The organism is Alteromonas sp. AWM4_230, from assembly GCF_056158305.1.
In genome coordinates, this window is record NZ_JBSWTB010000001.1 from 1,407,252 (window position 1) to 1,433,474 (window position 26,223).

At 41.8% G+C, this 26,223-nt stretch carries 18 protein-coding genes and 1 tRNA gene; 8 read left to right on the plus strand and 11 right to left on the minus strand.

The features are described 5' to 3' along the window. Nucleotides 1-242: 242 nt before the first annotated feature. Both ACXACS_RS05990 and ACXACS_RS05995 read left to right on the plus strand, forming a co-directional pair. The gene (locus tag ACXACS_RS05990; RefSeq protein ID WP_474805118.1) at nucleotides 243-962 is read left to right on the plus strand and encodes an Lcl C-terminal domain-containing protein; all 720 of its coding nucleotides are present in this window, start codon (nucleotides 243-245) and stop codon (nucleotides 960-962) included. A gap of 346 nt (nucleotides 963-1,308) precedes the next feature. Continuing rightward, on the plus strand, nucleotides 1,309-4,761 hold the full coding sequence (locus ACXACS_RS05995; RefSeq protein ID WP_474805119.1) for an AAA family ATPase: 3,453 nt from the start codon (nucleotides 1,309-1,311) through the stop codon (nucleotides 4,759-4,761). Between the two features lie 39 nt (nucleotides 4,762-4,800). On the opposite strand, the gene ACXACS_RS06000 is transcribed toward ACXACS_RS05995, so the two are convergent. After that, nucleotides 4,801-5,064, minus strand: a complete 264-nt coding sequence (locus ACXACS_RS06000; RefSeq protein WP_474805121.1) for a hypothetical protein — start codon at nucleotides 5,062-5,064, stop codon at nucleotides 4,801-4,803. 940 nt (nucleotides 5,065-6,004) lie between these two features. Between ACXACS_RS06000 and ACXACS_RS06005 the strand changes: the two genes are divergently transcribed. Together ACXACS_RS06005 and ACXACS_RS06010 are read left to right on the plus strand one after the other, a co-directional pair. Further along, nucleotides 6,005-8,881: an AAA family ATPase gene (locus tag ACXACS_RS06005; RefSeq protein WP_474805123.1), complete on the plus strand. Its 2,877-nt coding sequence runs from the start codon at nucleotides 6,005-6,007 to the stop codon at nucleotides 8,879-8,881. A gap of 246 nt (nucleotides 8,882-9,127) precedes the next feature. Continuing rightward, nucleotides 9,128-9,934 (plus strand): hypothetical protein, encoded by an 807-nt coding sequence (locus ACXACS_RS06010; protein ID WP_474805125.1) that lies wholly within the window; start codon nucleotides 9,128-9,130, stop codon nucleotides 9,932-9,934. Nucleotides 9,935-11,027: 1,093 nt separating this feature from the next. On the opposite strand, the gene ACXACS_RS06015 is transcribed toward ACXACS_RS06010, so the two are convergent. Continuing rightward, nucleotides 11,028-12,431 (minus strand): hypothetical protein, encoded by a 1,404-nt coding sequence (locus tag ACXACS_RS06015; RefSeq protein WP_474805127.1) that lies wholly within the window; start codon nucleotides 12,429-12,431, stop codon nucleotides 11,028-11,030. Nucleotides 12,432-12,786: 355 nt separating this feature from the next. Between ACXACS_RS06015 and ACXACS_RS06020 the strand changes: the two genes are divergently transcribed. After that, nucleotides 12,787-13,098, plus strand: a complete 312-nt coding sequence (locus ACXACS_RS06020; RefSeq protein WP_474805129.1) for a hypothetical protein — start codon at nucleotides 12,787-12,789, stop codon at nucleotides 13,096-13,098. Further along, nucleotides 13,082-14,107, plus strand: coding sequence for a hypothetical protein (locus ACXACS_RS06025; RefSeq protein WP_474805131.1), 1,026 nt, complete (start codon nucleotides 13,082-13,084; stop codon nucleotides 14,105-14,107). Before ACXACS_RS06020 ends, ACXACS_RS06025 begins: the two co-directional genes overlap by 17 nt. Before the next feature lie 413 nt (nucleotides 14,108-14,520). Here the strand turns inward: ACXACS_RS06025 and ACXACS_RS06030 are convergent, their stop codons facing one another. Together ACXACS_RS06030 and ACXACS_RS06035 are read right to left on the minus strand one after the other, a co-directional pair. Continuing rightward, on the minus strand, nucleotides 14,521-15,354 hold the full coding sequence (locus ACXACS_RS06030) for a DUF4231 domain-containing protein (protein WP_474805133.1): 834 nt from the start codon (nucleotides 15,352-15,354) through the stop codon (nucleotides 14,521-14,523). A 58-nt stretch (nucleotides 15,355-15,412) separates the two neighbouring features. Continuing rightward, nucleotides 15,413-18,430 carry a toll/interleukin-1 receptor domain-containing protein gene (locus tag ACXACS_RS06035; RefSeq protein ID WP_474805135.1) on the minus strand — a complete coding sequence of 1,006 codons (3,018 nt, stop codon included), beginning with the start codon at nucleotides 18,428-18,430 and terminating at the stop codon, nucleotides 15,413-15,415. A 221-nt stretch (nucleotides 18,431-18,651) separates the two neighbouring features. Between ACXACS_RS06035 and ACXACS_RS06040 the strand changes: the two genes are divergently transcribed. Further along, nucleotides 18,652-18,900: a hypothetical protein gene (locus ACXACS_RS06040; protein ID WP_474805137.1), complete on the plus strand. Its 249-nt coding sequence runs from the start codon at nucleotides 18,652-18,654 to the stop codon at nucleotides 18,898-18,900. Between the two features lie 67 nt (nucleotides 18,901-18,967). Next, nucleotides 18,968-19,582: a hypothetical protein gene (locus tag ACXACS_RS06045; RefSeq protein WP_474805139.1), complete on the plus strand. Its 615-nt coding sequence runs from the start codon at nucleotides 18,968-18,970 to the stop codon at nucleotides 19,580-19,582. A 188-nt stretch (nucleotides 19,583-19,770) separates the two neighbouring features. On the opposite strand, the gene ACXACS_RS06050 is transcribed toward ACXACS_RS06045, so the two are convergent. From ACXACS_RS06050 to ACXACS_RS06080, 7 genes are all read right to left on the minus strand, one after another. Beyond that, a tRNA-Leu gene (locus tag ACXACS_RS06050) sits at nucleotides 19,771-19,856 on the minus strand. Between the two features lie 326 nt (nucleotides 19,857-20,182). Further along, nucleotides 20,183-21,280, minus strand: coding sequence for a HupE/UreJ family protein (locus ACXACS_RS06055; RefSeq protein ID WP_474805141.1), 1,098 nt, complete (start codon nucleotides 21,278-21,280; stop codon nucleotides 20,183-20,185). A 28-nt stretch (nucleotides 21,281-21,308) separates the two neighbouring features. Next, nucleotides 21,309-22,379: a tetratricopeptide repeat protein gene (locus ACXACS_RS06060; protein WP_474805143.1), complete on the minus strand. Its 1,071-nt coding sequence runs from the start codon at nucleotides 22,377-22,379 to the stop codon at nucleotides 21,309-21,311. An 83-nt stretch (nucleotides 22,380-22,462) separates the two neighbouring features. Next, the gene (locus tag ACXACS_RS06065) at nucleotides 22,463-23,041 is read right to left on the minus strand and encodes an Ig-like domain-containing protein (RefSeq protein WP_474805145.1); all 579 of its coding nucleotides are present in this window, start codon (nucleotides 23,039-23,041) and stop codon (nucleotides 22,463-22,465) included. Nucleotides 23,042-23,052: 11 nt separating this feature from the next. After that, nucleotides 23,053-24,645 (minus strand): DUF4331 domain-containing protein, encoded by a 1,593-nt coding sequence (locus ACXACS_RS06070; protein ID WP_474805147.1) that lies wholly within the window; start codon nucleotides 24,643-24,645, stop codon nucleotides 23,053-23,055. A gap of 262 nt (nucleotides 24,646-24,907) precedes the next feature. Continuing rightward, the gene (locus tag ACXACS_RS06075; RefSeq protein WP_474805149.1) at nucleotides 24,908-25,642 is read right to left on the minus strand and encodes an anti-sigma factor; all 735 of its coding nucleotides are present in this window, start codon (nucleotides 25,640-25,642) and stop codon (nucleotides 24,908-24,910) included. Further along, nucleotides 25,639-26,172: a sigma-70 family RNA polymerase sigma factor gene (locus tag ACXACS_RS06080; protein WP_474805150.1), complete on the minus strand. Its 534-nt coding sequence runs from the start codon at nucleotides 26,170-26,172 to the stop codon at nucleotides 25,639-25,641. The genes ACXACS_RS06075 and ACXACS_RS06080 overlap by 4 nt, the downstream gene beginning before the upstream one ends. Nucleotides 26,173-26,223: the final 51 nt, after the last annotated feature.

A 26,223-nucleotide genomic window follows, 5' to 3' on the forward strand; every position in this document is an offset into this window, starting at 1 on the left:
TGTCTTATATGTTTTTTTGTGCACTTTGCGAATTCTTTGCAAATAAAGGTGCCAGCCCGCCCTAAATTAATACGTTGCAATCATACTAGCTCTAACTAGGTGACCAATCTTATGATGCCACTACAGTAATTAATATTCACATAGGGTCAACTCTTGACCCTGTATCTAATTATCATTCTTCAAAAATCAGTTAGCAGCCTCTCTTTTTAAGTTGCTGTGTAATAAATTGGATGGAAATGATAATGAAACATATAATAAAAGTGTTCGGACTGTTCAGTGTGCTTGTCAATTTGTCTGCAAACTCGGCAATTATTGACAGCCAATCATTCACGCAGGACAGCTTTGTCGATACGAATACCGGATTGGCATGGATGGACTTTGGTATTAACAACGGTCAGTCATATAGTTATGTCGAGACCCAATTGGCTGACAATGGTGACTACTTTGGCTGGCGATTACCCACCACAGATGAAATATTTACTCTATGGAGTAATGTAGCTGACCTAGATAATGTTGAAGCCGATTACGAAGACCCAAATAAGTATGGCGCCGGTCAATTTTATGCATGGGATAACAATTCCCGTAAGGTGGGCGGTGATGACTCCGTATGGGATGATGCTTTCTCAGTTATGGGTCATAACACTTCCAACAGCACAGACTTTGTAGAAAGAACAAACGCAATCGGTTTTTTCATGGGAGAGAACGGCTTAGCTAGCGTATCTCTTAGTGATGCTAAAAGTAAAACTGCCTATTATTTTACCTTTAAGGATGAAATCAGACTCCGGGACGATGCAGCTTATTCAGATTTCTTTTTAGACTTGGCACACGAAAATTACTCAACGATGTTAGTCAGAGAGGCCAAAGTGCCTGAACCAAGTACTGTTGGCATCTTTGCTAGTACGTTGACACTATTGGTTATGCGTCGAACGCGTAGCCACCGGCCCTCTCTCAAAAATCGATAGGTTAAATTAATCATCATCCATTGAACTATTTTATAAATAAAAAATTCGTATTGTGGCAGGTTATCAGAATTGGTAATCTGCTAAGTAACTACTTTCCATCACACCTTTGTCGCAGTGTGATAGTCATGCCAGCATACCAATCTAATTTCGCTAACTACTTTTTAAATATTAGTTCTCTTTACATGCACCACATCTAGTCGATGCTGCAACTCAAATTACTCATTAATATTTATAAGCCTCAAGCATAGCAAGCTTCTAAACTTGTCAGCAAAAACTGCGATGGGTCAGAGATTGGCCCTCTCGTAATGTACCTTTATCGTTCTATATGTTTGAAAGGTGACAAGATATGGCATATCCGCTTAACGTAATTATACCTACTAAATACGATACAGCATCTTTTGTATTTGAAGGCGACAAAGTGCCCTTTACGCGCTGGTTGCTGGATACTGAGAAGCTTATGCCCTTTTTGATGATGCAGGCTTTGCACCTTGCTACGTTGCGCCGCATTACATTGAAGCTGGAGTGCGAGTTTTATATCAAAGGCGAATCAGCATTTTTACTGCAAGGTAAAATGCCAGAGCTGAGTGCGCTTCCAGCCTGCGAACGCAGCACCTTGCAACGCCTGCTTAAAGAAGCGGCAACCGACCTGCTGGATACTTTTTTTCCCGTCGACAACGCTGGTAAAAGCGACACACCACTATCCCTGAAACTTTTTCTGCTGAGTTATTCTCATTTCTTGTTTGAACACTATGGCGATGGCGAAGTGGTAACCACCTCAGGGGTTATTCATTACTTGTTTGGCGGGAGGCCCTTTGATACCTATAAGCAGTCACAGGATTTATCTCACTTTTTGCCTGGCTCGCCTTTGAACGGTAAACAGTTTCAGGTCATCCACAAGAGCAACACGGAGAATAGAAATGGCGAACATAACATTGCCCCGATTATGCCTACGATGAAACAAATTCTCTGCCGCCCGGCAGTGGCACTTAAACCATTGATTAGCCGTTTTCAACACATCGCTAAGGCCAGTAGGAAGGATAAACCCATTGATGATACCGCCCTGCTAGCAGCGTTTATATCGGTGAAATCGGTACGCAATATATTTAAAGCCATGATGGGGGTAAAGCACGACATAATCGCTCCTCTCGCAGTTAATCAGTTACTGCAATTACTGACTGATAGCGTGGACATGCAACTTTGCTGCTCAGGGGAAGATGATGGAAAAAGCTGGTTCGCTACCAGATTACCAGACGTTACGCCAGCTCATTTTACCCAGTCGGCAGCGAATTTGTTGCAGCAATGCTGCGAATATGATGGCACAACGGATTCTACCAGCCTGTCGGATTATGCAATCTCTGAGTTGTGTGAAAATAAGAGGGTAAACACGTCGTCTATATTTTCGGAGTTTGTTACTTTTAACTTCCAATTTAACGAATCAAAAGAAAAGCGTTGCCTGCTGAGCTTAGTACAAAGCCAAATGGAAGCCGATGTGGTTGGACAGCCGACTGTGAAGAAAGCACTGCTTAGTAGCCTGCGCCAGCAACTTGATGGGGTGCCGAAGGAACAGCGGGGACCAGTATTTATTTATGGAGCGTCGGGCGTAGGGAAAACCTCTTTAGCTAAATCCTTCGCTAAATCTCTTAACGTCCATCTGGCAGATAGTTACGAACTACAAGTGATAAATATGGAGCAGTTTTACCATAAAAATGCTGCATTACAACTCTTCGGAGCTGGCTTTCAGTTTAACGCCGCAAACCTTGGTACGCTAACTACGCCAGGTGAATTTATCTCCAAACGGATTATTGTGTTTGATGAGATAGAAAAAGCACATGCCAACACTATCAATGCGCTGCTTACACTGTTATCAGAACACCAGGCGAAAGACGCTTCAACTAATCGGATGGTAGATTTCAGCGAGTGTATTTTTATTTTCACTTCAAATGTAGGCGAACAAAGCCGTACAGATGGTTTCGCCACTGATTACCGGAGCGAGTTGGCCACTACTTTCAGCCCTGAATTTATCAACCGTATTTCTCGTGGCTCGGTAGCCAAAGCCACCCCATTAAAGGAATCCGAAGTTGCCAGTCTGGCAACACAGCTGGCATATGATTTGGCTCTTGAATTCAATGCAGATATAGATGGTGACATAGCTAAAGCTATATGTCATCTAGCAGGCGAGCTCAATCCCAGAGCAATGCTTGGAGCAGTTGCCAGGCTTCGAGCTGAGATTCATGAGGAACTCGATAAGTCTTTTATCGATAATTGGGTATCAATACAGAAGTTCATCATTGAGTTTGATTTGAATGCAATTAATGACACAGTTGAGAGCTTATCGACATTTATCCATCGTCATTATTCACGAGTATGGCAATCGTCACTGTCATTACAAAGCGAATCAGGTGATGATGGAATGGTATTGCGACTTACATGCAAAGCCCCTAAACCACTTATTAGCCTAGTAGACAGACAAACCTCATTTATGCATTTCGTATCAGGTACCAACTGTTATTATCACGACCTCATTGGTAACCGCGAGGCAATAGAAAATATAAAACAGATGGTGAATATGCTAAATGCCCACTCTCACAATGCTCCGACCGCTAATACCGCACTTGCTCATACATTGTTGGTCGGCAAACCGGGAGCCGGCAAAACACATTTAGCTAGAGCAATTGCCACTGAGTTTGAGGGGGTGTTTATTCACGTGAATGCCTCGGAGCTGACCATCGGTGACACGGATAAAAATTTGAAAAGCCTGTTCACCGCAGCTAGAAAATATGCACCTTGTATTGTTTTTATTGATGAAATTGATGCCATAGCAGCAAAAAGGCAGCCTAACACCAAGACTAATAACATGATGGTAAATTCGTTATTGACCGGGTTGGATGGATTTGACAATAACACCGACACGGTGCTGGTGATAGGCGCGACTAATCACCCCGATTACATCGACGATGCCGTGGTACGGGTGGGTAGAATGAGTAACAGGCTTACCCTTAAATTCCCTACCCAGACAGAGCTGACAGCGTACCTCAAAAGTAGAATAAAAGAAGAGGAACTCACTTCGCATGTCGCTGATATTTTAAAAGCCATCGCTGGAAAACTGCAATATCATCCGGTTGCCATGGTAGATACGATTCTGCGTAACGCATTGGCCACGACTAATAAACATGGCAATATAGTTCAAGCCTTGCTAGCAGCCTATATCAACGAGATAGAAGGTGAACCTGAAGCTGAGATTGACATAAGCACTAGCCAAACCCAACGTTGCGCCTATCAAGAAGCTGGCCACGCCTTAGTTATTGCTGAGCTGTATGCACCCGAAGATGTGCTGGCAATTGATATCTGCAAAAGAGCTAATACCAAAGGTGTGGTACTGTTTTCAGATCTTCAGGGAAAATACGGTATTACCCGCGCCACAGTAAAAAAGCAATTACAGGTGTTATTGGCAGGGCGTGCTGCAGAACAAGTATTTTTAAACGACCCAGAGCAGCTTAGTCGCGCAAATGCGATGGATATTCGAAAGGCCACAGAACTGGCAAAAAAAGCAATCGGTCGATGGGGACTAGGGGGCTTTAGTGACATGGTAGATAAAAGCCAGTTCAGCATGAGTGAAGCAGAACTTCTCGATGAAGTAAATTTTTGGATCAAAAACGCGTTTGATAAGGCCAGACTAATTTGTGAAAAGAAGAGAGATAAGCTTGAGCGCCTTTCTGAAGCACTAATAAATCAGAATTCCTTGTACTACCATGAAATACAGCGCCTGATAAGCTATAAATGTAAACATAGTGTTCACTAATGTGTGAATGAATTCGAAAAAAAAGCCGCTATTAGCGGCTTATTTGCTTTGAATCGGTGCCATCGAATAGCCCCTAGGATGAGTTTCTTCTGAACACACGATGGGTTTAAAGCAAGATAACAAGTCCATGTCTCGATAAATCGTTTTCTTTGAGCACTCAAACCCATGAGTGGCCAGATCCTGTTGTAATTGAGCAACGGTTTTATGCTTAGGAAAACTGGGAATCAGTCTTTCCAATAAAAAACAACGAGCCACCCTCTCACCCGAACCTTTAACGACAGACGCACTAATCACCTTTTCCATTATCACCTACCTTTGTTGAGTTAGGATTCCTTCCTATTCACAGATAGCAAGCCATTGCTGACCCTATCTGTCTCAACATCAATCAACGATTGATTTGCTTCCTTCCTGCATGGTGGGCATGCCTTCCAGCATTATTCTTTTAAGTCATTAGTAAGACCAGTCAAATTTAGGTTTTTTGTTCTTCCAATGCAACTTTTATCTCCCTTATGCAAACAGTTTGATTGGATTCATTCAGTATTTTTTGTTTAAGGTTGAGGCTAAGTAGCTAGTAAAAATTTATTGATTTACCTGCTGGGACATTTTTTGACTCAGCGGAGTGTTAATTTTCTATTTGTAGCGTAGTTCTTTGTTTTCGCGAGAAGTAGAAAGAAAGCATGCAATTTGCCGCATGATATCCAAATGGAATTTTACGTGAAGGAGCATAGAACGATTGACGATATTGTTTGTTGGAATATCAATACGATAAGTGCCGAAGCTAACATAACCATAATTAGCTACGGCTCATAAGTGCAGGAAGTTATCAAAGATTCAACAAATAGTCTTGTTTGGACAGGCATTGATATGAAAAAAATGCTCAGCCATATAATTATTTAGCTACGGAGTTAAGCGATGAAGGTGACTATTTTGGCAAGTATTTTACCTAGTTCGAGTTTAGTTTTCTCCAGTGGGCTGATATTGTCATTTTAGCTCTGATTAATATAGCTCCCGTCAATTTTATGCTTAGGATAAGAAGTTTAGTAAGTTTAAGGGGTTCAGTTAAAGTAAGCACGGTAGATTAATTGAAAGCATTTACAATGTGCTTGATATATCGGGCTTCGTAAGTTACATCTACAAAAGCTAGCTGCGACTTAGAGGCTAAGGTAGACATTCGGGACTTTATTAAAACTTGGCACTTATTTGGGTGTTGAGAATAGGTAGAAAAGTATAGGGTAGTATCGAAATGGAATTGAATAACTGGGATTTATATTTTGAAGGGCGCCAAGACCAATTAGTTTGGCTAACTCAGCAGTGGAAGGAAGCGAAGCAAGGGAGACCTAAGTTAATCACTATATTGGGTGAGTCCGGGTTAGGTAAAACACGCTTAGTACAGGAATTATTCACTCATTTATCGCAAGACCAAACAGAAGACCCTAACGGATATTGGCCTCCATATTTAGACAAAGGTCACAACTTAGCGTGTAACCCCCCTTCATCATCCGTGAATACGAATGTCAATATTCCTTGGCTGTGGTGGGGAATGCGTTTCCCTATTCCTAGCGACCGAAATCAAGTTGTGTTGAAAAGCCCTTTTGTCGATCAAGACCCTAACTTAGCGATTCACGCCATACCGATATTACGAATGAGAAAACGTAGAGAGGCGCAATGGGAGAGCGCTAAAACACTGTCGACTCTCTTGGCTGACGCAGCTAGTTTTGGCATTTATGGTCAAGCACTCAGCATCATGGACATGCTCAAGCAGCGTACAAACTACAAGGAAAATATTGATTGGTCAGCAGCGCAAATCCTCGCTAAGCAAGTAGAAGATGTGGTTGAACAAACTTTATCTACATTATGCATGTTTTTAAAGCCTACCGAAACTGATGCCCCAACGGTTCCGGTGATCATGTTTGTAGATGACGCGCAATGGATAGATCCTGTCACGCTACATGCTATACATACACTTATGACGATGGCATTGGATGAGAATTGGCCATTGCTGATCGTGTGTACCCATTGGCATAAAGAGTGGAATCAATATTCAGGACTAGATGTCAACCAGCATGCCGCACTTCCGGAAAATTTAAAACAGTTAGCTGACATACTTAACCATAGGAGTGTAGATTGCGCGCTAACTCTGCAATTAAACAAGTTGAACAAGCACGAGCTGAAGCCTATAGTTACAACGGCCTTGCCTGGTATTGGCAGTACCAATCACGACTATTTACTCAATGAAGCTGACGGTAACCCCAGAGCACTGGAAGAAATGATCAGGTTATTACTTAATAAGCCTGTTCGCTATTTTCAGGCTGGCGATGTTAAAGGCACGCTGACCAGCCGGGGACAGAAGCGGTTGTCGAAAATGCAGGCTACTGATATCTATCAATTGGTTGCTGCCCGATTCGACGAGCTTGAGGCACCATTGCAGGATTTACTAAGTACAGGCGCGTTGATCGGACCTGAATTTCTCAAGCCTTTGGTGGTTGACATGCTCATAGCCTGTGAGGAATCGACCCCTGAATTCCTTGCAAATATTGGTTTATTAGCGAGAAAAGCACAAGACTTGCACGCCCTAATTAAGGCAAAAAGCAAACAAGCAGACGCATTTCAACAAAAACTTTACCAATCTGTAGCATTGAACTTTCTAAAAGACGAAGACGAGGATCGTTATCATTCTTTGATTGATGCTCAAGGCAAGGTGTATCACGAATGGTTACTCCCAAAGAAATATCAGCAGCTTGACGCTTCTGAGCAAATTCAACTGTTTGAACTAATCTTGGAGTTCGCCTGTGATACAGAGGATCACCGCCTCTCTGCAGAGTACCTAGCTCATGCTTTTGATGAACTTTATGTCCATTACAACCATAACAATCTGCAAGGCATGATTGCATCGTGGTGGGGAAGACTATTACAGCAGTCCCAGCATTGGTTGCAGGCCTTTGCATTGAATCTTCACGCAAGCAAATATGGACTCATCACGCTGCTTGAGTACGATACCAATCAGCTTCAGTCGATCCTTTTGTTAGAGAGCTCACTTACAGCTCATTTACATAATTTTAGTCATCCACCACTACATCATATTACTTGGCATAGCATTTTTGGAAAAATTCATTCTGAATATGCTTCTTATTCTGAGAAAAATGCCAGTATTCATTTTCAACAGCTGTATAAAAAAATCGTAGATTTGGCGGATGAAGGCGACCATTCCGAGAGTTCTTTAAGGGTTGTAAGCAACAGCTTGATCGAAATCGCTGACTGGATAGATAAAGCTGAATGTGATGAGGGCTTTACTGAAATCGATCATGACGGTTCTTCGAACACTCGCACGAGAATTGCAAAAGAATATGACGAGATGCAGGGTTCTCAAGGCACGTCATCTTTTCTCGGAATAGAGTTTCACACACCAGATTACTTATTTACAGCACTAGCCCTTTGTTCTGAATCTTTAAAAATTAGTCGTGACATTGCAGATAGGTTCGGTGACAGCCCCGAGCGTTTAAAGTCTATCGCGGCCAATCTCAATATTATGGCTGATTTCACAAAAAAAGCACACGATGACTTGGCTGCAGTTGAAGTCTATCTCAGAGAATCATTGCAAATTAATCGAGATGTCGTTGACCGCTATGGTGAAACTCCAAGCAGTTTAAGGTGTGTATCGGTCAGTCTCGGTAATGTTGCCGACCTAGCGCTATTGGCACGAGATGATGAAGCTACCGCCAAGCTCAACTATATGGAGTCGCTTCAGCTTGATAGAGAGATTGTTACCCGCTTTGGCGAGAACCCCGAGCGCTTGAGGGATATTTCGGTCAGTCTTGAAAAGGTTGCTTCTCTTGAACTGAATGAATATGGTGATGTGGCCACAGCAGAGGCTTATTACGAAGAGTCGTTAAGGATTCGGCGTGATATAGTGACGCGCTTTGGCGAAAGTCCCCAACGATTATGTGATATCTCAGATAGCCTAGAGCTTTTATCTGTTAATGTTCGCAATCCGTTAACTACGCAAGCTTATCTTGAAGAGTCTTCGGAAATAAATAGAGGCATCATAGATAAATATGGCCCTAGCTGGAGGAGAATCGAAAATGCCTTAGTTTCAAAGGCTCTTGTCGATTTGCAGTTTTAAGGTAAATGCACGAATTTAAATAGAAAATCACGTTAATGTTGATTAACATGCCTTAAATTTTTGAAATTCTATGCTATTGAATTGCGTTATTTTCGAAGTGTTGTTCGAGTTGATGATCTAGATAGCGGCATTTACTAATTTGCAAACCCTGTCTACTAGGTTCCGAGCTCGAGCAATATGGCATTCAACAATTAGCTATTGGTCGAAAGGGAGCTTCATAAACACCGTTGCTATGGAGGGGTTAAAATGGATAAGGCAATTCACAAAGAAATTTTCTACTATGAAGCACTTCGAACCATTGTTGGTTTGTTGGCAATTGCAACCGCCTTTATAACTACTATTACTTATTTTCTTTACACAAATATATCCTGGACTGTTTCCAATATTCCTACCAGCATAAGCGTTACTTTTTACTTAGGCTCGGTTATCCCGTTTGTTGGGATACTATTTATCGTTGCTGCATTTTTAATTGTCTTTCACGGCACAAGTAGGGCTCAATTCTTCTTAACCAAATTTGCTGGGGTATTTGCGCTTATGGTGGCCTGCTTCCCCACTGATATAAATGGAAAATGGATTGTACAACTAGCGGAAGAGAATCCAGATATAATTAATGACTTGCCTACAAAATGTAAAGAGTTGTGGGAAATATCCCCTGATGCTTATTGTAATATGTACTCTTGGGAGCATACGCCAATTTTACATTTTGTGGGGGCATTCGGACTTATCGGCATCTTGTGCATTTTGTGTTTTATATTCGCGAGGAGAACATGGGAGAAAGAGAAGAGGTATCCGCAATTTAAAAAACAGCTTCTTAGACGCAGAATAATTTACTATATTTGCGGTGGAATTATGATTGTCTCAATTGGTGTAAGGTTTCTATGCGCAGATACTGATGCACCTGGAGACCAGTCTATATTCTGGGTCGAAGTGGTTTGTTTAATAGCATTCGGAATAAGTTGGCTTGTGGCAGGGCTCAAGTTCGAGGCTACGGGGCTTTCTAGTGGTAAAGAAGATGAGCATAATATGTCAGCTGAGCTCGATAAAAAATTTTAAAGTGCACCTATTGTATGTGTGCGTCTATGTAGACACTACGACTCTAATTTAGTGAATATGTAGACTAGTTAATGACCAACTTGTGTTGTTATAAAGTACTAGGCAAATTTAAGATGTAAAAATTTGCAATAAATCTCTTATTGTAAATTGGAGAATACATATCTCAATAACTAGAAAAATAAACACTCTTACTTCTGCTGACTCCGTGATTTTGTACATGTGAAAATCACAAATACCTCGCTCCCTTCGGCTTCAATCCTTACCAGATTACGCATTTAAATTTGACACAAAAAGGATTTCCATTGACCTATTATCACTTTAAAATCAAACAGATAGATAAAGCAATGAGAAACTTAGCGAATACAAGTCACTTCACGTCAAAAATTAGGCTATTATAGAGCAATCGATGCTAATTTAATTGTGGGGTACAACATTTTTGTTGTGATTTTTCCCAAATTAAAGTATTGTTAGTACATATCTTAAGGAGCTTTCTCATGAATCGTCCAACAAACCCAGGATATTTGCGTCCAACAAACCCTAGGTATCTATAGTACTTTTGACTTATCCCTTGGCACTCTAAGCTTATTCAAGTTGCTAATGATACTGACTTTAGCACCTGGCTGTATCAGTATTATGTGTACTAGACTTTTTTCCCGATCTTTTCAAGCGAAGAAGTAGCTTTAAGTAACTACATTATCTTGGCAATGTCCTGTTTTACCCACACTTGTTTAAAAATCATATTCGTTAGTCAGGCGAGATATTTTGTATTCCCTAATCTGAGTATTTGGGATGGCCTTTCCCCCCGAATTTGCGCAAATCTCTCGATGAGAATAATAGAGTCATGCTGCCCGCTTTGCATACTCAACATGCGACATATAACTCAATAGACTACGTGGTCTGTGGTGGAACTTTATTTTAGTGAATCCGCCATAGACCGATATCGCATCTTGCTTCGCCCAACGCCTAAAGGGTTGGTTTAAGGAGCTGAACAAGACAAAGTTCCACGTTTATTTACTCCAGAAGAACATAGACTTGCTTGTGAACTCAGTAGCGTTGTCACAAAACACCTGTTTTGGCTGCCCAAATTGATTACTTAACTCATTGATTGAAGAGAAGATACTATTTTTCTGTCGTCAGAAAACGTATCATATTTTTTCCAGTAGAATTCATAATTCATTTTGTACACATTATTTTTAACGTTCAGTACATCTAGGTTTGTGTTATTTTCTAATATTTCCTCTGTCAATACACAAACTCTTTCCTTTGCTACCTCAGCATTACAGATTTGGGCTTCACCTATACACATTTTAACAAATAAAATACTGTCTGATATACCTGCTGCTCTATTTATAAACTCATCTAAATTGTCTTCATAATTTTTTATTTCGATATCAACCCATTTCTGAATATTACCTTCAAAGGCACTTAAGTCACTCTTTATTCGGGTAATAGCATCATTACGCAATTTTCCATAGCGAGTCATTTCACACTTATAATAAGCTAAATCCAGATGGGACTCATAATATAGCATTGCAGCTTCTAACACTTCATCCATTGCAAAACTAAACCGTTTAATAGCTTCTTTTTGGATTGATATTAGTTCATGCAGAACACTAGGTTGAAACTTATTATTCTCATGTTTTTTAAGTTCATCTTCATCTAGTTCACTAGGATCAAGGTAGTCAGAATAATTGTCTTCAACAAGGTATCTCATGCCATATAAGGCTACAGCAAGATTCTTGTAAATTAACCCATTTTTCATTTCATTTTCAGCCATAAGTTTACTATATGCGTCTTGAGCATCTTGAATTTTCGCCATATTTAGCTTTTCAAGTCTCGCCAGTTTCGCCTCATGACCAATGGTTAATCTTTCAATATCGGACAAGTGCTTCTCAGAAATTTTATCAAGCCTCTTTTTAGTTTCATCTTCAAATTGCCTTAAATCTCTATCGGACTCCTCTTTCACACTCTTTGTAGCTTTTGATTGGTTATACTGAGTAATCCCCACAAATAATCCAATTGCTGTAAAAACCAATGAGCAGATGGCGATAGAGTAAGTTATAGTTGAAGATATTTCCTTGTCTGTATAATCTCTAGCTTGGAGCAAGGTTTGACCTTTAACAATTGCATCATCTTGTTTCCACTCAACACTCAAATCCTCAGCTAAATCTTCAAACTCTAAATTAGATAATTTATCTCTAATATCCTTAATTTCTTTATCATAATGAGAACGGCTAAATGAGTTAGAATTATTCACTATTGATAAAAACAATTCCTTCACACTATTTATGTCTTGTTCTAACTCATGAATACGTTGTGAAATCTCCCGAGAAGAAAGTGAAGCATTTTGTAAGACCAAAATATCTCTGTTGATCTGGTCTATTTGATAATTGATACCTGCAAGACTTTTCAAGAATTGAGAGTCATTTTGCTGACCAAAACTTACAAATGACACAAAAATAAGGAAAGATAGTACAGCTCTTAACTGATTCAGCATAAACCCTGCCCATAGTTATTCCATTACTAATTATAAATGATATTAACAATTGATTAGTAAAAAACAAAAAGCTTTGTTTAAGATGACTCAAGTTAAGTTTTTACTATTGCTATATTTCAGAGTTTGAGACTTACTCTGCTTTTCTAGTGCTAGCGGCAGATAAGTGACATTAATGCTTATTAACGTTACCAATCTTTTGTCTTCTAGACGACGTTTAAAACTTGATAGCGACAAAGTCAATTAAGGGCGCAAAGATCCTACAGTTCACAAAGTGTTGATTAAAAAATGAACATCCTGTAAGTTGGAAGTATCCTTTTTCTTTTTTTTAACTTCGCGCGTGTAAAGGATGACACTCATGCGATTCAGGACAAGTGTTCAGGCAAAAATCTTAACGATAATTAGCATCATCTTCATCTCTTCTGGTTGTGCCCTTCAATATGTCGATACTGAAGGCAATCACAATACGATCGGTTTTGTGAATATCAAAAGCAATACAAATCTAAACAGCGAATACTGCACTGTTGAAAACATTGAAGTAACCACCTTTGGCATAAGCGGGATAAACATGCCCTCTCATGGCGCATTGACCTTGGGCTATTCCACTAATACCACCAAAATAGTTCAATCAACATCAAGAAAGGAAACAGATGATGAAATGGAGAACTAGTATAATTTTTATCTTAGCCTCCTTAACCATGGGATGCGCAAGTCGAGACGAAGCGGTATTTGTAACTAGTACATCGATAAGCGTCTTGGAGGGAGACACTAAGCCCGCAGGATTAAATGTCGGTTACAAAAGAGTGGAAGGATACATCGGACCTAATAATGCCGATGGCACTGCGCCACCAGTATTAGCCTCTATCGAGTCGAACTCTTCAATCACCAACCCAAAATATCGTCAGCTTTATGCCACTGGGGACGCGGCTGTTATCGCGGTTGGTGGGCAGCCTGCTGCCTTATCGACAGGCTCAGTAACCAAATCCGATGTCATGTTTTTCGGGACATCTACAAACATAGGCTTGAGTATTGGCACGACATCGGACATTCCTGACAGCTTTAACTTAGGATACAAGAGACAAGAATTATCTGTCATTCCTTTAGTAAAAGACGGTGATAAGTACCGATACCCGTCGGTCATAGCATCGATTGATAATGTAACTGAAACCAGTGTTGAAAATGTATCGTTGAATACTAATCAATTCTTCGCATCAGGTAATGCAGCCCGTGCACTTGCGCCAGAATTAGGCAACACTTTCATAGAAAGATCGAATGTTACACTCGATGCCGCGCAGAAGGTTGAGTCAAGTAGCATACTTAGTTGCTATTCAGGGATTGCACTAAATGACTTGGAAAAGGTTTGGAGGCATGCCACTGACCTCAACCTATTTCGAGAAGGAGAAGCCGAACTAGGAGAAATATATACTTTTTTAATGGAGCAACTTGACAGTGCGGTTGGTGTAATCGCTCCCACGCCCAATAGCGTTGAAAATGGGGGAGCTGACACAAGAGGCAACAATAGCCCACAAATTGTCGTAACTAACTACGACGTTCTGGTTAACGCTAACAAAGTCTACTCGCAGTCTGTCAATATATCGAATGCACTAGAAACTGATCGATTAGTAAATTTAAAACAACACAGAGCGTTTGTCTGTGGCCTTTCCAAAACCAATCGTTAATGGATTCAAATATGCCTAGCATGACTATTTTGTGTAAAGAATGCGCTAAAAAAAAGCGCGAGATAGAAGAAAACGGTGCATTTGAAGTAGTTTCTTGTAAGCCATTGAGCGCGCAGCAAAATGTGCCCGAAGAACAGAAGAAATGCGAGATTAAATGGAAGATTCGTAGATCGTAAGGTCGCACACTACTGTGCTACAAGAAAATAGAATAAATGGCAATAATCTATCTTTCTGCTGATTTGGAAGGTGCGGAAATTCAGAGTATGCTCGTTAGTAATCACCTAGAGAACCACAAGTGTCTAGGAAATCAGTAGCTATTACAGACTAGCAGAGGCATTGTGAAAACAGTTTTGCCTTAAGGTGTTTTATTGTATTGGCGAAACTACGTTATTCACATTGAGATATGAGCCATTTTACTTATTCTCTTTGTTTTCATCTTGACGCGAGTTATTCTGCGCCCATTGCCCACGCTCAACGCTGATTAACTGCTCGCAATTTTCTACCAGCAGGTTAAAGGCTTTTCGACGGTCTTTATACATTCCCGCGACAGCTCTGAACTGGGCCAGATGCGACTTTAGGTCTTCACAGGTGCTTCTAAATTTAATCCAATTGGTCTGAAACTGGAACAAACTCAACATTCCCGAGATGGCGGCACTTAGCCCCCCTAAGGACGCTATCAAGAAATTCTCTGGTGATGGCATGCTGCTAAAAACCGGTACAGAGGCGGCCGCTATGACAGCGACAGTTTGGAAGAGATAAAAGTAGAAGCGGCTTCTCGTGGCCTTATTGTCATACCTGGCAACGAGGCCATCCAAACGTTTGAGGTAGTTGGTTTGCCGTGCAGTGAGGTGTTCATCCATTTCCACGGGTTCGTACATCAACTCAAATTTGCACTTTTTTATGGCGTAAGCATCGCCTCCAACGGCTCGATCAAATACCAAATAATCGCCTGTTTCGTATGACGTTTTCCCTTCAAGCGTTTCAATGTCACCATCTTCCGTAGCTTCCTCGGCCCATACAGCGCCGATTTTATTGAACTGACCCGGTGAGATTTCCTGATAATTGCTATGAAAATAGTCTGCGGCTACAGTGTAGATATCCCCGCCATTATTCAAAAGCCAGTCACCTTGTACGCTTGTTTGCTCGTTGTTCCACTTGCGATAAGAAAAACCGTCAAAATCCAAGTCCAGCCTGACAGCGGTGACATGAAAATTGTCCCGTTTGCGATACTCTATTCGTTTGCTCACCTTTTACTCTCTCCAGTCAAACGCATTGACGCAGGTTATTTCATTACAGTTGCCTGTATTAATTCGACAGATATTCACCGATTGGGATGTAATAGCGTTGGTCTGCTTCACTTATAATGTAGTCGGCATCCTCTTCACTGATTGCTTGTTTGGATAGTTCCCTTAGTTCCGGGAATCCAGGTAATATAGGGACTAATAGTTGCTCGCCACTGCTTGTGACAAGCATAGTATTGTGTTGGTCGATGACTGTAACACCAAACAAGTGGGCGTGTTGCAACTGCGGATTTTTGTAAAAGAGTTGCACTTTTTGTTCTACGAGGTCCCAAACCCGCAATTGACCAATGTTCGTAACCCCTACCAGTCTCGCATCGCTATCATCACCGATAAAATCGATCGCCGAAAAATCCTCTCTCAGTTGCAAAGCCGTCATTTGCCGATTCAAAAAATCGTAAAGATGTACTTGCTGATAAGTCATGGTGGCAGCCCAGCGGCCTCCTTGACTAAACACTATTTCATCGGCATTGGTGACCGAATTGGGTAAATCGATGACGGTAGAGAGGTCCGGGATTCTTAAGACAGAGGCAATATCATCTGATCTGGCTATCACCGCAAATTTGCCCGACGGGTGAAATGCAGTATTAGGGTAGTAAGAACGGCCATCAGAGTTGAGCGGTAAGGTAGTGGTGGATAACTGCTGCAATGTGTTAGCGTCCCAAAGACTTAAAGTGTTTTCACTATGCATCACCAAAATATGCTGGCGATTTGCAGCAATGCTATGGATGTTAGTTATCGAATCTGTATCGGGCAAGGCTTGAAATGATGGAGCGTCAATATCAGTAAGATCCAGTACTTCTATGTCAACTCCTGTGGCAGCAACAAATCGATGCTGAGCAATTTTTGCAATCTGATTGTAACCACTGGCTTTATTTCGAATAGGGCGCACGTTGTCTTTCTGTGAACTCTTTTGCCAGAGAAAAAGTTCACCGCTGTCATTCCCAGCCAACAGATAGTTTCCACTTTCGCCAAATTCAATCGTGCGCACAAAGGAGCCTGAATCTGACTTCTCAGGCTCAAGCACATGGCGCTCAATAAGCGAGGCTTCAGGCAATGACCAAAACGCAAGCTCCCCTTCGTGAGTGCCAATGGCCGCCAGCTCCTCATCAGAACTCACAGCAACCTCAGATACCGTGCCTTTATGGGCTGCGAATTTTAGAGGCTGCCCAAGTTTTGTGTAGCTGAAAAAACGTATTGTCGTGTCCTCTGATGCCGCGGCGAAAACATCCTTACCCATACTTAGCCCAGATACCATACCAGAATTTTCACTGATATCGGTTCTTGTCCCCTTTGATTCTGTGTCAAACAACATGATCCTGCCGATGTTGTCCGCTACAGCCAACCACTTTCCATCGGGCGAGAAAGAGGCCGTATTTAAAAACAGACCATCAACTTTCGTTTCGACAGTGAGAGAGGACTCACCATTGCGCAAAGCATCAATAGCGTAAACTATGATGTGCCCCTCTTCACTGACCATGGCCACCTGGTCTTGGGCTTCGTCAACCGTTACCCAGAGCAAGGCCGAGGAGTGTTTCTCTTGTTTAATCAGATGGCCTTTTTTGTCGTACACCGTCAGTAGACCATACTCATAATCCTGATCGCTACCCACGACAAACACCAAGCCTGATTTTTCGTGTATGCTTGCGCACCAAGCAAACATTGCATCATTCGCATCAATAAGTAATTCCTGCTGGAAATCAGGCGTCTTTAATATCTCAACCTTTCCATCACCATCAGTGATTACAACTAACTGCTCTGAACGGGTACCCGTCAAACACACCGGCAATGCGCTTTCATGTATTATTTGATTTACCCTGTTTTCATCTATGAGGTACTCTTGTAAGCCGTCTATGTTGTCTACTACCAATAGTTTGTTTTGACTAGTTAAATCAACGAATCCTATGATTGCCGCTTCATTACCATCAGCGTTTTTTTTACCTGCTAAACCTAACGATAGCCTTGGCAGGTAGGGACCTGGGGTGTGGATATCTTCGATATAGAAATCCCCATATCTAGTCACAGCCGTAATTGAATCGTCCTCCTCGTTCCATGCAACATCGTACATTTGTGATTCGAAATTCATTAGTTCAATTTGTTGTAACTCTTGGTATGCCAATCCCAATGCAACGTTTGCCTGCCAAACATAAGGGCGGGGACTGTCAGTATCCGGTAATGCTTGAAGTGCTAAACTAACCCCCATCGCAGGACTATTATCTTTTACTGCATCGTGAGCGTGATTGGCTAGAGCACTCGACTCTCCTTTAAGTGCTCTAGACTCTTGAATCTTGGCTAGTCTTTGCTCATTCAAAGCCCAGGCTGTCAAACCAGACAGGATGATGATGACAAATGTGGCTAAGCTAGTATAGAGAGTATTGGCTTTTCTCAGCTCTCGTTTATTTCTTAAATTGTGCGCTGTTAGTTCATCGCCTTTGATATCAAAAAGGGTTGCCGTCAATTTGTACAAACCGTCGTTAATATGTTCACGGGAAGTAAAAGGCAAGGCTTTTTTCCAAGAATACAGATTCCAGTCAACCCAATCCCAGGTTGTTGACATGTTCTGCATGCAGCCAGGAATATCTTTTTCAGTAGTACCGGAACACAAGACAGGAATAATGCGTGTTCTTGGATCTATTTTTTTGCGTAAACAGATTTTTTCAAATTCTAAGAGTTCTTTAAGCGTCCAGTTTCTTTCGACGTCAGAGGCATTTTCATTGATAGAAGGACTGACCAGCACAATCAGAAAGTCGGCTTTTTCTAATTCAGGAACGATTTTCTCTAGCCAAAAATCAGAGCCTGCTCTCTCATACATTACGTCTAAAAAGACATGTGGCTGTTTGTAGAGAGATTGAAAGTTCTTATTGAGTTTAAATGATAAGAGCTTTTTGCGCAGGTAACGCGCTGGCGATGCAGCATCACGGCGTCGGTAGCTTAAAAACACATTAATAGACAAGGTAACCTCCTGTAAAAAAATCCAATTTTTAATTTCAATAAAGTTACACAAACCTAATAGCAGTGTTGCCATAGAGACTTAAATAGCAATTCATTTTTTAAGTGACGAAAGCCTTCCGACTTACCACTAACTGTATCTGAGTAAAATATTCTTCAAACGCTTTGCATCCGATTGAAGTACAAAATATAAACTAATGCAACAATTTACGAACTACTGCCAATGGCATTAACCACAAATAAAGACTGAAGCATTGTTCATAACATCAAGGTCCTTTTTCAAAAATCCCATTGTTTATGTTTTCTATTGGGGCGAATCAACATGAAATCATTGTTACAGCAAAGCAATATGCACAAGAGCATTTTAACGTACTTTATAAAGCTAATAGGATTAATTATTACCTTGCTGACCAGTATGAGGGAGTACGAAATATTAAGGCTAAAGAAAATGCTGAAGAAATGAGAAGTCAGTTAATCAACGCAATGACTGAAGGATATCTAAAAGTATTAATTGCTCGTAATGATAATTCTTCCATGTTTGATTAAATGGATAAAATTTTAATGAAACTCGTTGAGATACCCGAGAATGAAGCCTTAGAGCATTACATGGAGCTTGAATGAATTCCCAATATGGTACTGCGGGATTGAATATCTTCAAGAAGTTGATGAAAAACAGTCTTGGCAGGAGTACTTCGATTGCGGAAGTTTCGAAAGAATGATTCCCCATACCCAAAAGCCAAAAGCAAAAACTTGGTTTCATCTGGTTTCACACGTTTTTGAGCAATTTGACTGTGATAATTGGCTCGAACGGAATGCATTTGCAATGAAAGTTGCGCAGTTTGTTGCAGTTTTCCATCTGCTAGAAGCAGCGAGTGGCAATGACTGGAACAACATTGATGGAGAAGAGCTTCTTAGATTACCGTTTGATTCATTATGGATAGGAATTATGGCCCGTGATCTTGATATTTCATTAGAAGAGTATGTTGAATCGTCAGATGCCGAAGCTGCCATTGTCGAAAGACTTGCTATCCAGAATGTCTCGGAAGCGATTAGTGAGTTAAGAGATATTTTTTCGGGGCCTTCTGCGCTTCTTTTTGTATTGTGGGCTTCAATTTATCCCAATTACTTAGATACAATTAGCGAGAAATTTTTAAATATTACTGAAGGGCTTTCTGACAATCATGAGCTTGAAAAGGTATGGCATTTTATAGAATCAGAAAGTGTGTAAAATTGCTAAGCAAAGGTGAATCAACCTATAATATCATTAGTCGTCGTGACTAGTTTTTACGCCGCATACAAAAGGAAACTGTTAGAACTGGACGTTTCCACAGCGAATTAGATTGTACTTCTTGAAACAAAAAAACGACTAAAAGGTCGGTTTAATCAAGCAACTAGCTTTGCAAAGAATTCAAAGAATGGTACCAGAGGCCGGACTTAACCGGCACGCTATTTCTAGCAACGGATTTTGAATCCGTCATGTCTACCAATTTCATCACTCTGGCATCAAATTGTGTAATTGCGAAGTGTAAAAACTTTGCAAATCTTTGCAAGCAATTTTTAGCTTGTTAAAGTCAAAAGGCGCTTTCCTTTCAGTGACTTGCCTGTTTGAGGTTGTTAGACACTATCAGTTTTGAATCCGCCATGTCTACCAATTCCATCACACTGGCATAGTGTATAGACATCAACGTGGTGTTGATGCTTGGCATTATAGCGATGCGGCGCGCCTATACAACAACTTTTTACGCTTTTTATGATTAAGTGCCGAAAGATTGTCCAAAAGCAAGTACAGTCAAATCTATTTCTTTATTAATCAACAATGCAATGACGTTTACCACCGTTGCAGTGTCCAATTAAGTGCTATTACCGCAATTATTGATGACGCAATTGGCATAATGGCTTTCGAATATAACCTGACGTTTCTAAGTAGGATAAGTATGGGAAGTAGCAGTGCAACTATGGCAAGTTGTCCTATTTCTACACCTAAATTAAATGCAAGCACGTTCATCACCAAACTGCCTGACTGGGCATTTAGGTCGCTAAACACGCTTGCGAATCCCATCCCGTGAAGTAGGCCGAATCCAAAAGTAACAAATCCCAAGCGCATGATAACGGGGTACACGTTATTTAGTGCAGTAATGGCCACCGAAATCGCAATGCCTAGCTCAACAATACGACTATTAAGCGTTATTAAATCAAGAGCTGTAAGGGTCAACGTAATTGAGTGCGCTAAAGTAAAAGTGCTTACCAAAATCACCGTGCTTTTTACAATCCGTTTGATACTTTTTTCTTTTACCCAACGTTTACTTTTTCTAAGTAAGTTAACGGTCAGCAATGTGGCGACTAAAAACAGTATGTGATCTAACCCAATAAAAATGTGCCAAATACCCTGATAAACCATTTCGCTAAACTGTGAAATCCAGTGACTATTTTTAGGAGATACAGATACGAAAGTTTGCTCACTATCAAGTACATGCACACTTGTTTGTTCATTAAGGGTGACGGAAGTAAGCAGTTTATGTGTAGGAAAATCGCTCACTAAACCTGTGTAACGTACAGACACTTCGTTTAAAAAAGCGCAATTCACCGAAAGTGGATATACCAATAATGACTCCGCAGATATGTCACGTATGGAAGGTGATGCAAGACTTAATGTACATCGTGTTTCGCTACCGCGAATTATCAGGTGATTTTGAATGTAATCATTCGCTAGATTGTGGTTTCTTTTCACTTCACCCCATGTCAGATTGCCGTCATTATTGGTATCGAGTCCGGCAGCTTGCCCTATGTCTTTGGGTTTTAGCAAAAGCTCGCCTGAAAGTGTCTCGCCAGAATCATTTTTAAGGGTTAAATAACCGTTGCTTAGCTCGTGAGAAATGGTTGGAAAACTGAAAGACGCTACTATGAAAAATACAATAAATCTTATCATGGTTCGTTCGCTGAAATAGTTGGAAGACCTAAGCATTGGTTGATTCACCATTAGCTTTGCGGGCACGCTCTAAAAGCTTTTTGTCACTTAATGCTTGGGCATACTGCCAATTGATTTCAGCAAACTTGAGGGCTTGCGGGTAATTTTGCTCTATCTCTAAAAAGTAGGTGGCAACTTGTGCCGCGTGCGAGCTATCCTCTCGCCACACTCTAATTTCCATATTTTTTGACAGTTGAGATTGCACCGTTGAGGACGTGATACCCTGTGCACGTTCTGCGATAGCCCATTTCAAAAGCAAGCCGTCATCTGCTTTTTTGATATCGGGTACATTGCGGGCGAGCGTGGTGGTAACAGCCTCATAATTTCTTAATTGAAAATTAGCGTCTGACCATACTAACAGGGCACTTATAGGAAGCTTTTCAAACTCTGTTTGTGATAGATACTCAAGCGCTGCTTCAGGGTAGCCAAGCTGCAGTGACATATCCGCAAGTACTTCATAAAACCACTGGCGTTCAGAAGGCCGAGCATTACTGGTATGAGTTTCAAAGGCCTTCAGTTTTTGAAGCAGCCTCGCTTGAGCGTTCTGGGAAAACTCTGCGTTTACCATGCAAGTAAATGCAATTAGAAAACTCGTCTTCCCTACCAGTCTTTCACAGTTTTCTTTTGCTTTTTTAACATCACCTTGTTGCGTGGCAATGTCAGCCATAAGTAAGTGAGCGGCCGGCGAGCGAAAGTAGGCAATTTGTTTTAAATGTTGCTTGGCTTCTTCGAACCTATGAGTGCCTTGTAACAAGCGAGCCTCTAAGATTACTAGGCGTTCTTGTTGCCCAGCATTTAACGATGTGAAGTTTGCTCGCATAGAGTTGGCGAAGCGAGCCACCCGCTCTCTTTCGTCTCCTTTTGCGGAAATATAGCGACTTGATGACAGCACTTTTTCTGCTTCATTCAAACTTGTTATTGATAACTGTTCAGGCTCCCAGCTTGCTATTACAGTATTGATATCAGGGATTTGTTGTTGAGCGTATATTGAAAAAGTCGAAAGGGTTAGTGATGTACTCGCCAAAATGAACTTCAGAGCAGAGTACTTTATAAACTTCATTGCTACTTCCTTAAAAAAAGCCGTCCTTGGCTTTACGGTTGACACTGGTTATGTGCTAACAAACTCCTGTTATTTGATGCGTGTTATTGGTCTATCAACAAGTCATCAAATGTAGAGTCGTCAGCATCTTGGATGAACTCCCTTCCATTTATTGGTAATGGATCATCCGTTGGCGCTTGATTGAAGGCGTCGCGTGTATAGCTAGAAAGCGATACCTGCTGTGCCTCAATCGTAACGCTAATGGTGGCCGTAACCTCTGGGTTAACACCGTCAGAAACGGTGAATGTAAAGCTATCGCTTCCTGTTACCTGAGCGTTAGGTGTGTAGGTAAAGCTGCCATCAGCATTAACTTCTGCATTACCTAACGTACCGTTTTCACCAAGCCCGAACGTAAGCGCATCACCATCGGCATCGGTAGCTGACAAGGTGCCATCAATCGCAATATCCGCTTGTGTCGTCAACATTTCATCAACGGCTACCGGCGCAGCATTTTCTTCTGGGGCTTGATAGTCGTTATCGTCGTCACTATCGAAGCAACCTGAAAGTGCTAATACCAACCCTGAAGCAATCCACATACGGTGTTGTTGACGTTTACCTGACGTTTGCTTTTTAGGCGCAGTTGCATCACTGAGCTTATTTAATAACCTAATCTTCGTAGACATGATGGATCTCCTTATTCAGAGCCAGCAAGTGGTGTTTTTAGGTAAGGGAATGATGTATCAATCATGCTCGCATCTACAGGCGCGCCATCAGTGAATGGTACATTACCTACACTCGCGTCTTCAGGTGCACAAAGGCCAAGGTCTGTGTCTTCGCCTGCAACTGGAATGGGGTAGCATAAACGGCCCATTACTACGCGAAGCGCAATATCAACCACGTCATCACCAGGGCGACGACCATTTGGGAAGCCTGCTAAGTCATCACCTGCTACACCAAAAGCTGACTGCGATTCTGCTGGTGTTGCTGGGATCCCTGTATTTAGGCGCAGCATTTCAGACGCTGTAACCGTTGCTTGCTGGTTAACGCCAGGGAAGCCAGTAAGGAAGGCTGTGACCAAGTCCATACGCGGGAAGTTAGTAGGTGCAAGGGTTTCAATATCCGTACCCAGTGTGGTGTTCACTGCATCTTTAAACAGAATGTTCAGTAATTCTGGCAGCGATGGGTGAGTGACGTAATCGGCAAATTGACCATCTGCACTTGGATGAGAGCTAGAAAATTTATCTTTATCGCCAATACCAATAACAAGCTCATTCACTAGCGGACTACCTAAACGAGACACTTGTGTCATTGCGCCGCCGTTGGTTTCTGGTTTTTCAAACGTGGCATCTGGGTTAAGAATGCGCGCCTGAGGTAAACTTGCCGTGGTCCAGCTACCAATTACGCCATTGCCTTCACCGGTAACACAAGCCTTTGGTACTTCAATAGAGAGGGCAGTCACGTTTTTGTCGACTAAGTCATCATTCATTTCACTCTGTGTGATGCCGCCAGGGAAGCCCTCGCCATCGCCTGCACCCGGTGCGCTATCGCCCTCAACAGGTACATAATTGACCAAGTCGAAGGTTTTGCCTAAGTTAACAACGAAGGGGTCTTTGCGCTGGCCAACAAATACTTTGGCCATGTCGTCACAGCCAGGGATGTTGAATGAGTAGATAAAGCTTTCAGCATAGCGCGCGTATTCTGCTTCGCTGGTAAAGGTTTTATTACCGATGTAATCAAGGGGCTTTTTAAACATATCACCCATCGCTGGTGTTAGCGTTGTGCGCGTACCTGTTTGCATGTCACCGCTTACCATCGTAAGGCTATACATTTCTGAGAAATTCGCTGCGCTTGAATCATCTGCGCTTATACCACCTACATTTTTAAGCGGCACTTTCACCATCTTTTGATCGCCTTCAGGGCCTATTGGCAGGGCAATACCTTCGTTATCTGCAGCGAGCATATTGTTAAATTGGAAAACAAAGCTTAAATCTTCAACCGCGTCGCCGTCGCTATCGATATGGATGGCATAGTGCGCGTTCGGATCCATCGCAAAATAATTAGGGCCACCGTACGCATCCTGCAATGGAATGTAGTTTGCTATGAAAGTCACATAGTCTTCACGGCCTTCTTCATAACTGTTAAAAGCGTAAAAGTCTGTGCTATCTAAGGCTGGGTGACGGGTAATGTTCGGTGCTTCTCTGTGGCTTGATGCAATTGCACCCGCAGTGACGGCGGCGCATGTCACGGCAATAGCCAATGGTAAAGTTTTGCGTTTGAATTGGATCATGTTGGGTCTCTCTGTTTTTTTATGAGTTCAAAAGTTAAACGTCTGAGAATTCATGTTGGATGCAAAAGTTTTTAAAAAAATTAAAATAAAATTTTAGTTAAGTGTAAAAGCAGGTAGAGGGGAAAAGGAATAACGAAAAAGCGTTAGCAGTTAGAAGAGCAAGAGAGCCCTGAGAGACTACTGGTGAAAACTAAGCAAGCAGCGATAGAAAAATAAAAGGCCACAGATTGTGGCCTTTTGACGGAAAGTTTAGTGTTTAAAACTACACAGACACAATGGGTGCTATGTAAAGTACTTCGGTCGGTGCACCCGTTACCGAGCCACCAGGCGCTTCTAAACTCACTGCCAAAGCCATGATGCTTTGATCTAGCAGTATATCTGGTGTTGCCCTGGTATCTCCATTTGCTTCAGGCATTAGACCAAGGGAAATTGGCGCTTCACCGTTTGCCGGTACCATCCACAGCTCGTAGTCTTTGTCTGCTAGAGCCACGAAAGCATCGGTAACCTTAACATTCATGGTCGTGTCAGATACCTCTATCACCCACAGTGGCGTGTTATCAGCGTTGTTGACTACGGCGATATGGGAAACCTCTGGTGCAGGCACAGGTTGCATAACAAAGAGTAGTACGGCTAACACCATTGCAGCAGCCGTGGATATGAATGACAAGCTCTTCCAGCGTTTCTGCTTTTCTTTCTCAAAGTCAATAACCTCGCCAGACTTACTGGAGGGTTGTGTATCGCTAGCTATGTTTGCGTCGTTAGCGGCTTTATGTCCAAGTTTTACTTGGATGTTTTCCCACACGTTGTCTGGCGGCGTCACAGGCGGGAGCGTCTCCGCAAAGCCGGTTAGATATTGTTCCCATTGGGCCGTTGCATCGCTCACCGCTTGATATTGCATCATTAACTTTTGATAGCGTGTGCGCGCTTTACCTCTGAGGGTACCAACAACGTATTCCGCTGCCAGTGCATTAAGTCGTTCTTCTTTCAAATAATTCATAGTGACAGGCACCTCTGCAAGCTCTGCAAGCCTCGTCTTATCCAGCTTTTAATTGTACCAAGGGGCGAGGCCAAGTGACTCACCACTTCCTGGTGAGACATGCCGTTAACGTAAGCTAAGTGAATGGCTTGGCGCTGAGGGCCGTCTAATTCATCCAAGCACGCGGCTAATCTAGCTTGCTCTGCACCCAGTTTAACATTTTGTGAGCTTTCTACTCCTGATGGTGCATCATCGTTCAGCTCAACTTCATTTCTTACATTGTGATAGCGAATTAAATCCAGCGCTCGATAGCGTGCAATGCTTACCATCCAAGTTAGCACCGTACCTTTTCCTCGCTGATAATTGCCAGCGTTATGCCATATTTTAATGTAAGCATCTTGTGTGGCTTCATCGGCTAGCTCTGGCCTTTTTAAAAGCTTTAAAACAACAGCGTAGAGCTGACCACTTGTTAGTTCGTAAAGCTTTGCGAAAGCTTCTTTATTTCCCTCTGCTGTTTTACACAGCAGAGGGAACAGGGTTTCATGTTCCATAGATGCTCCTACATCTTGAATGTTGGCAGTGCCATATTCTTTTTGTTTGTT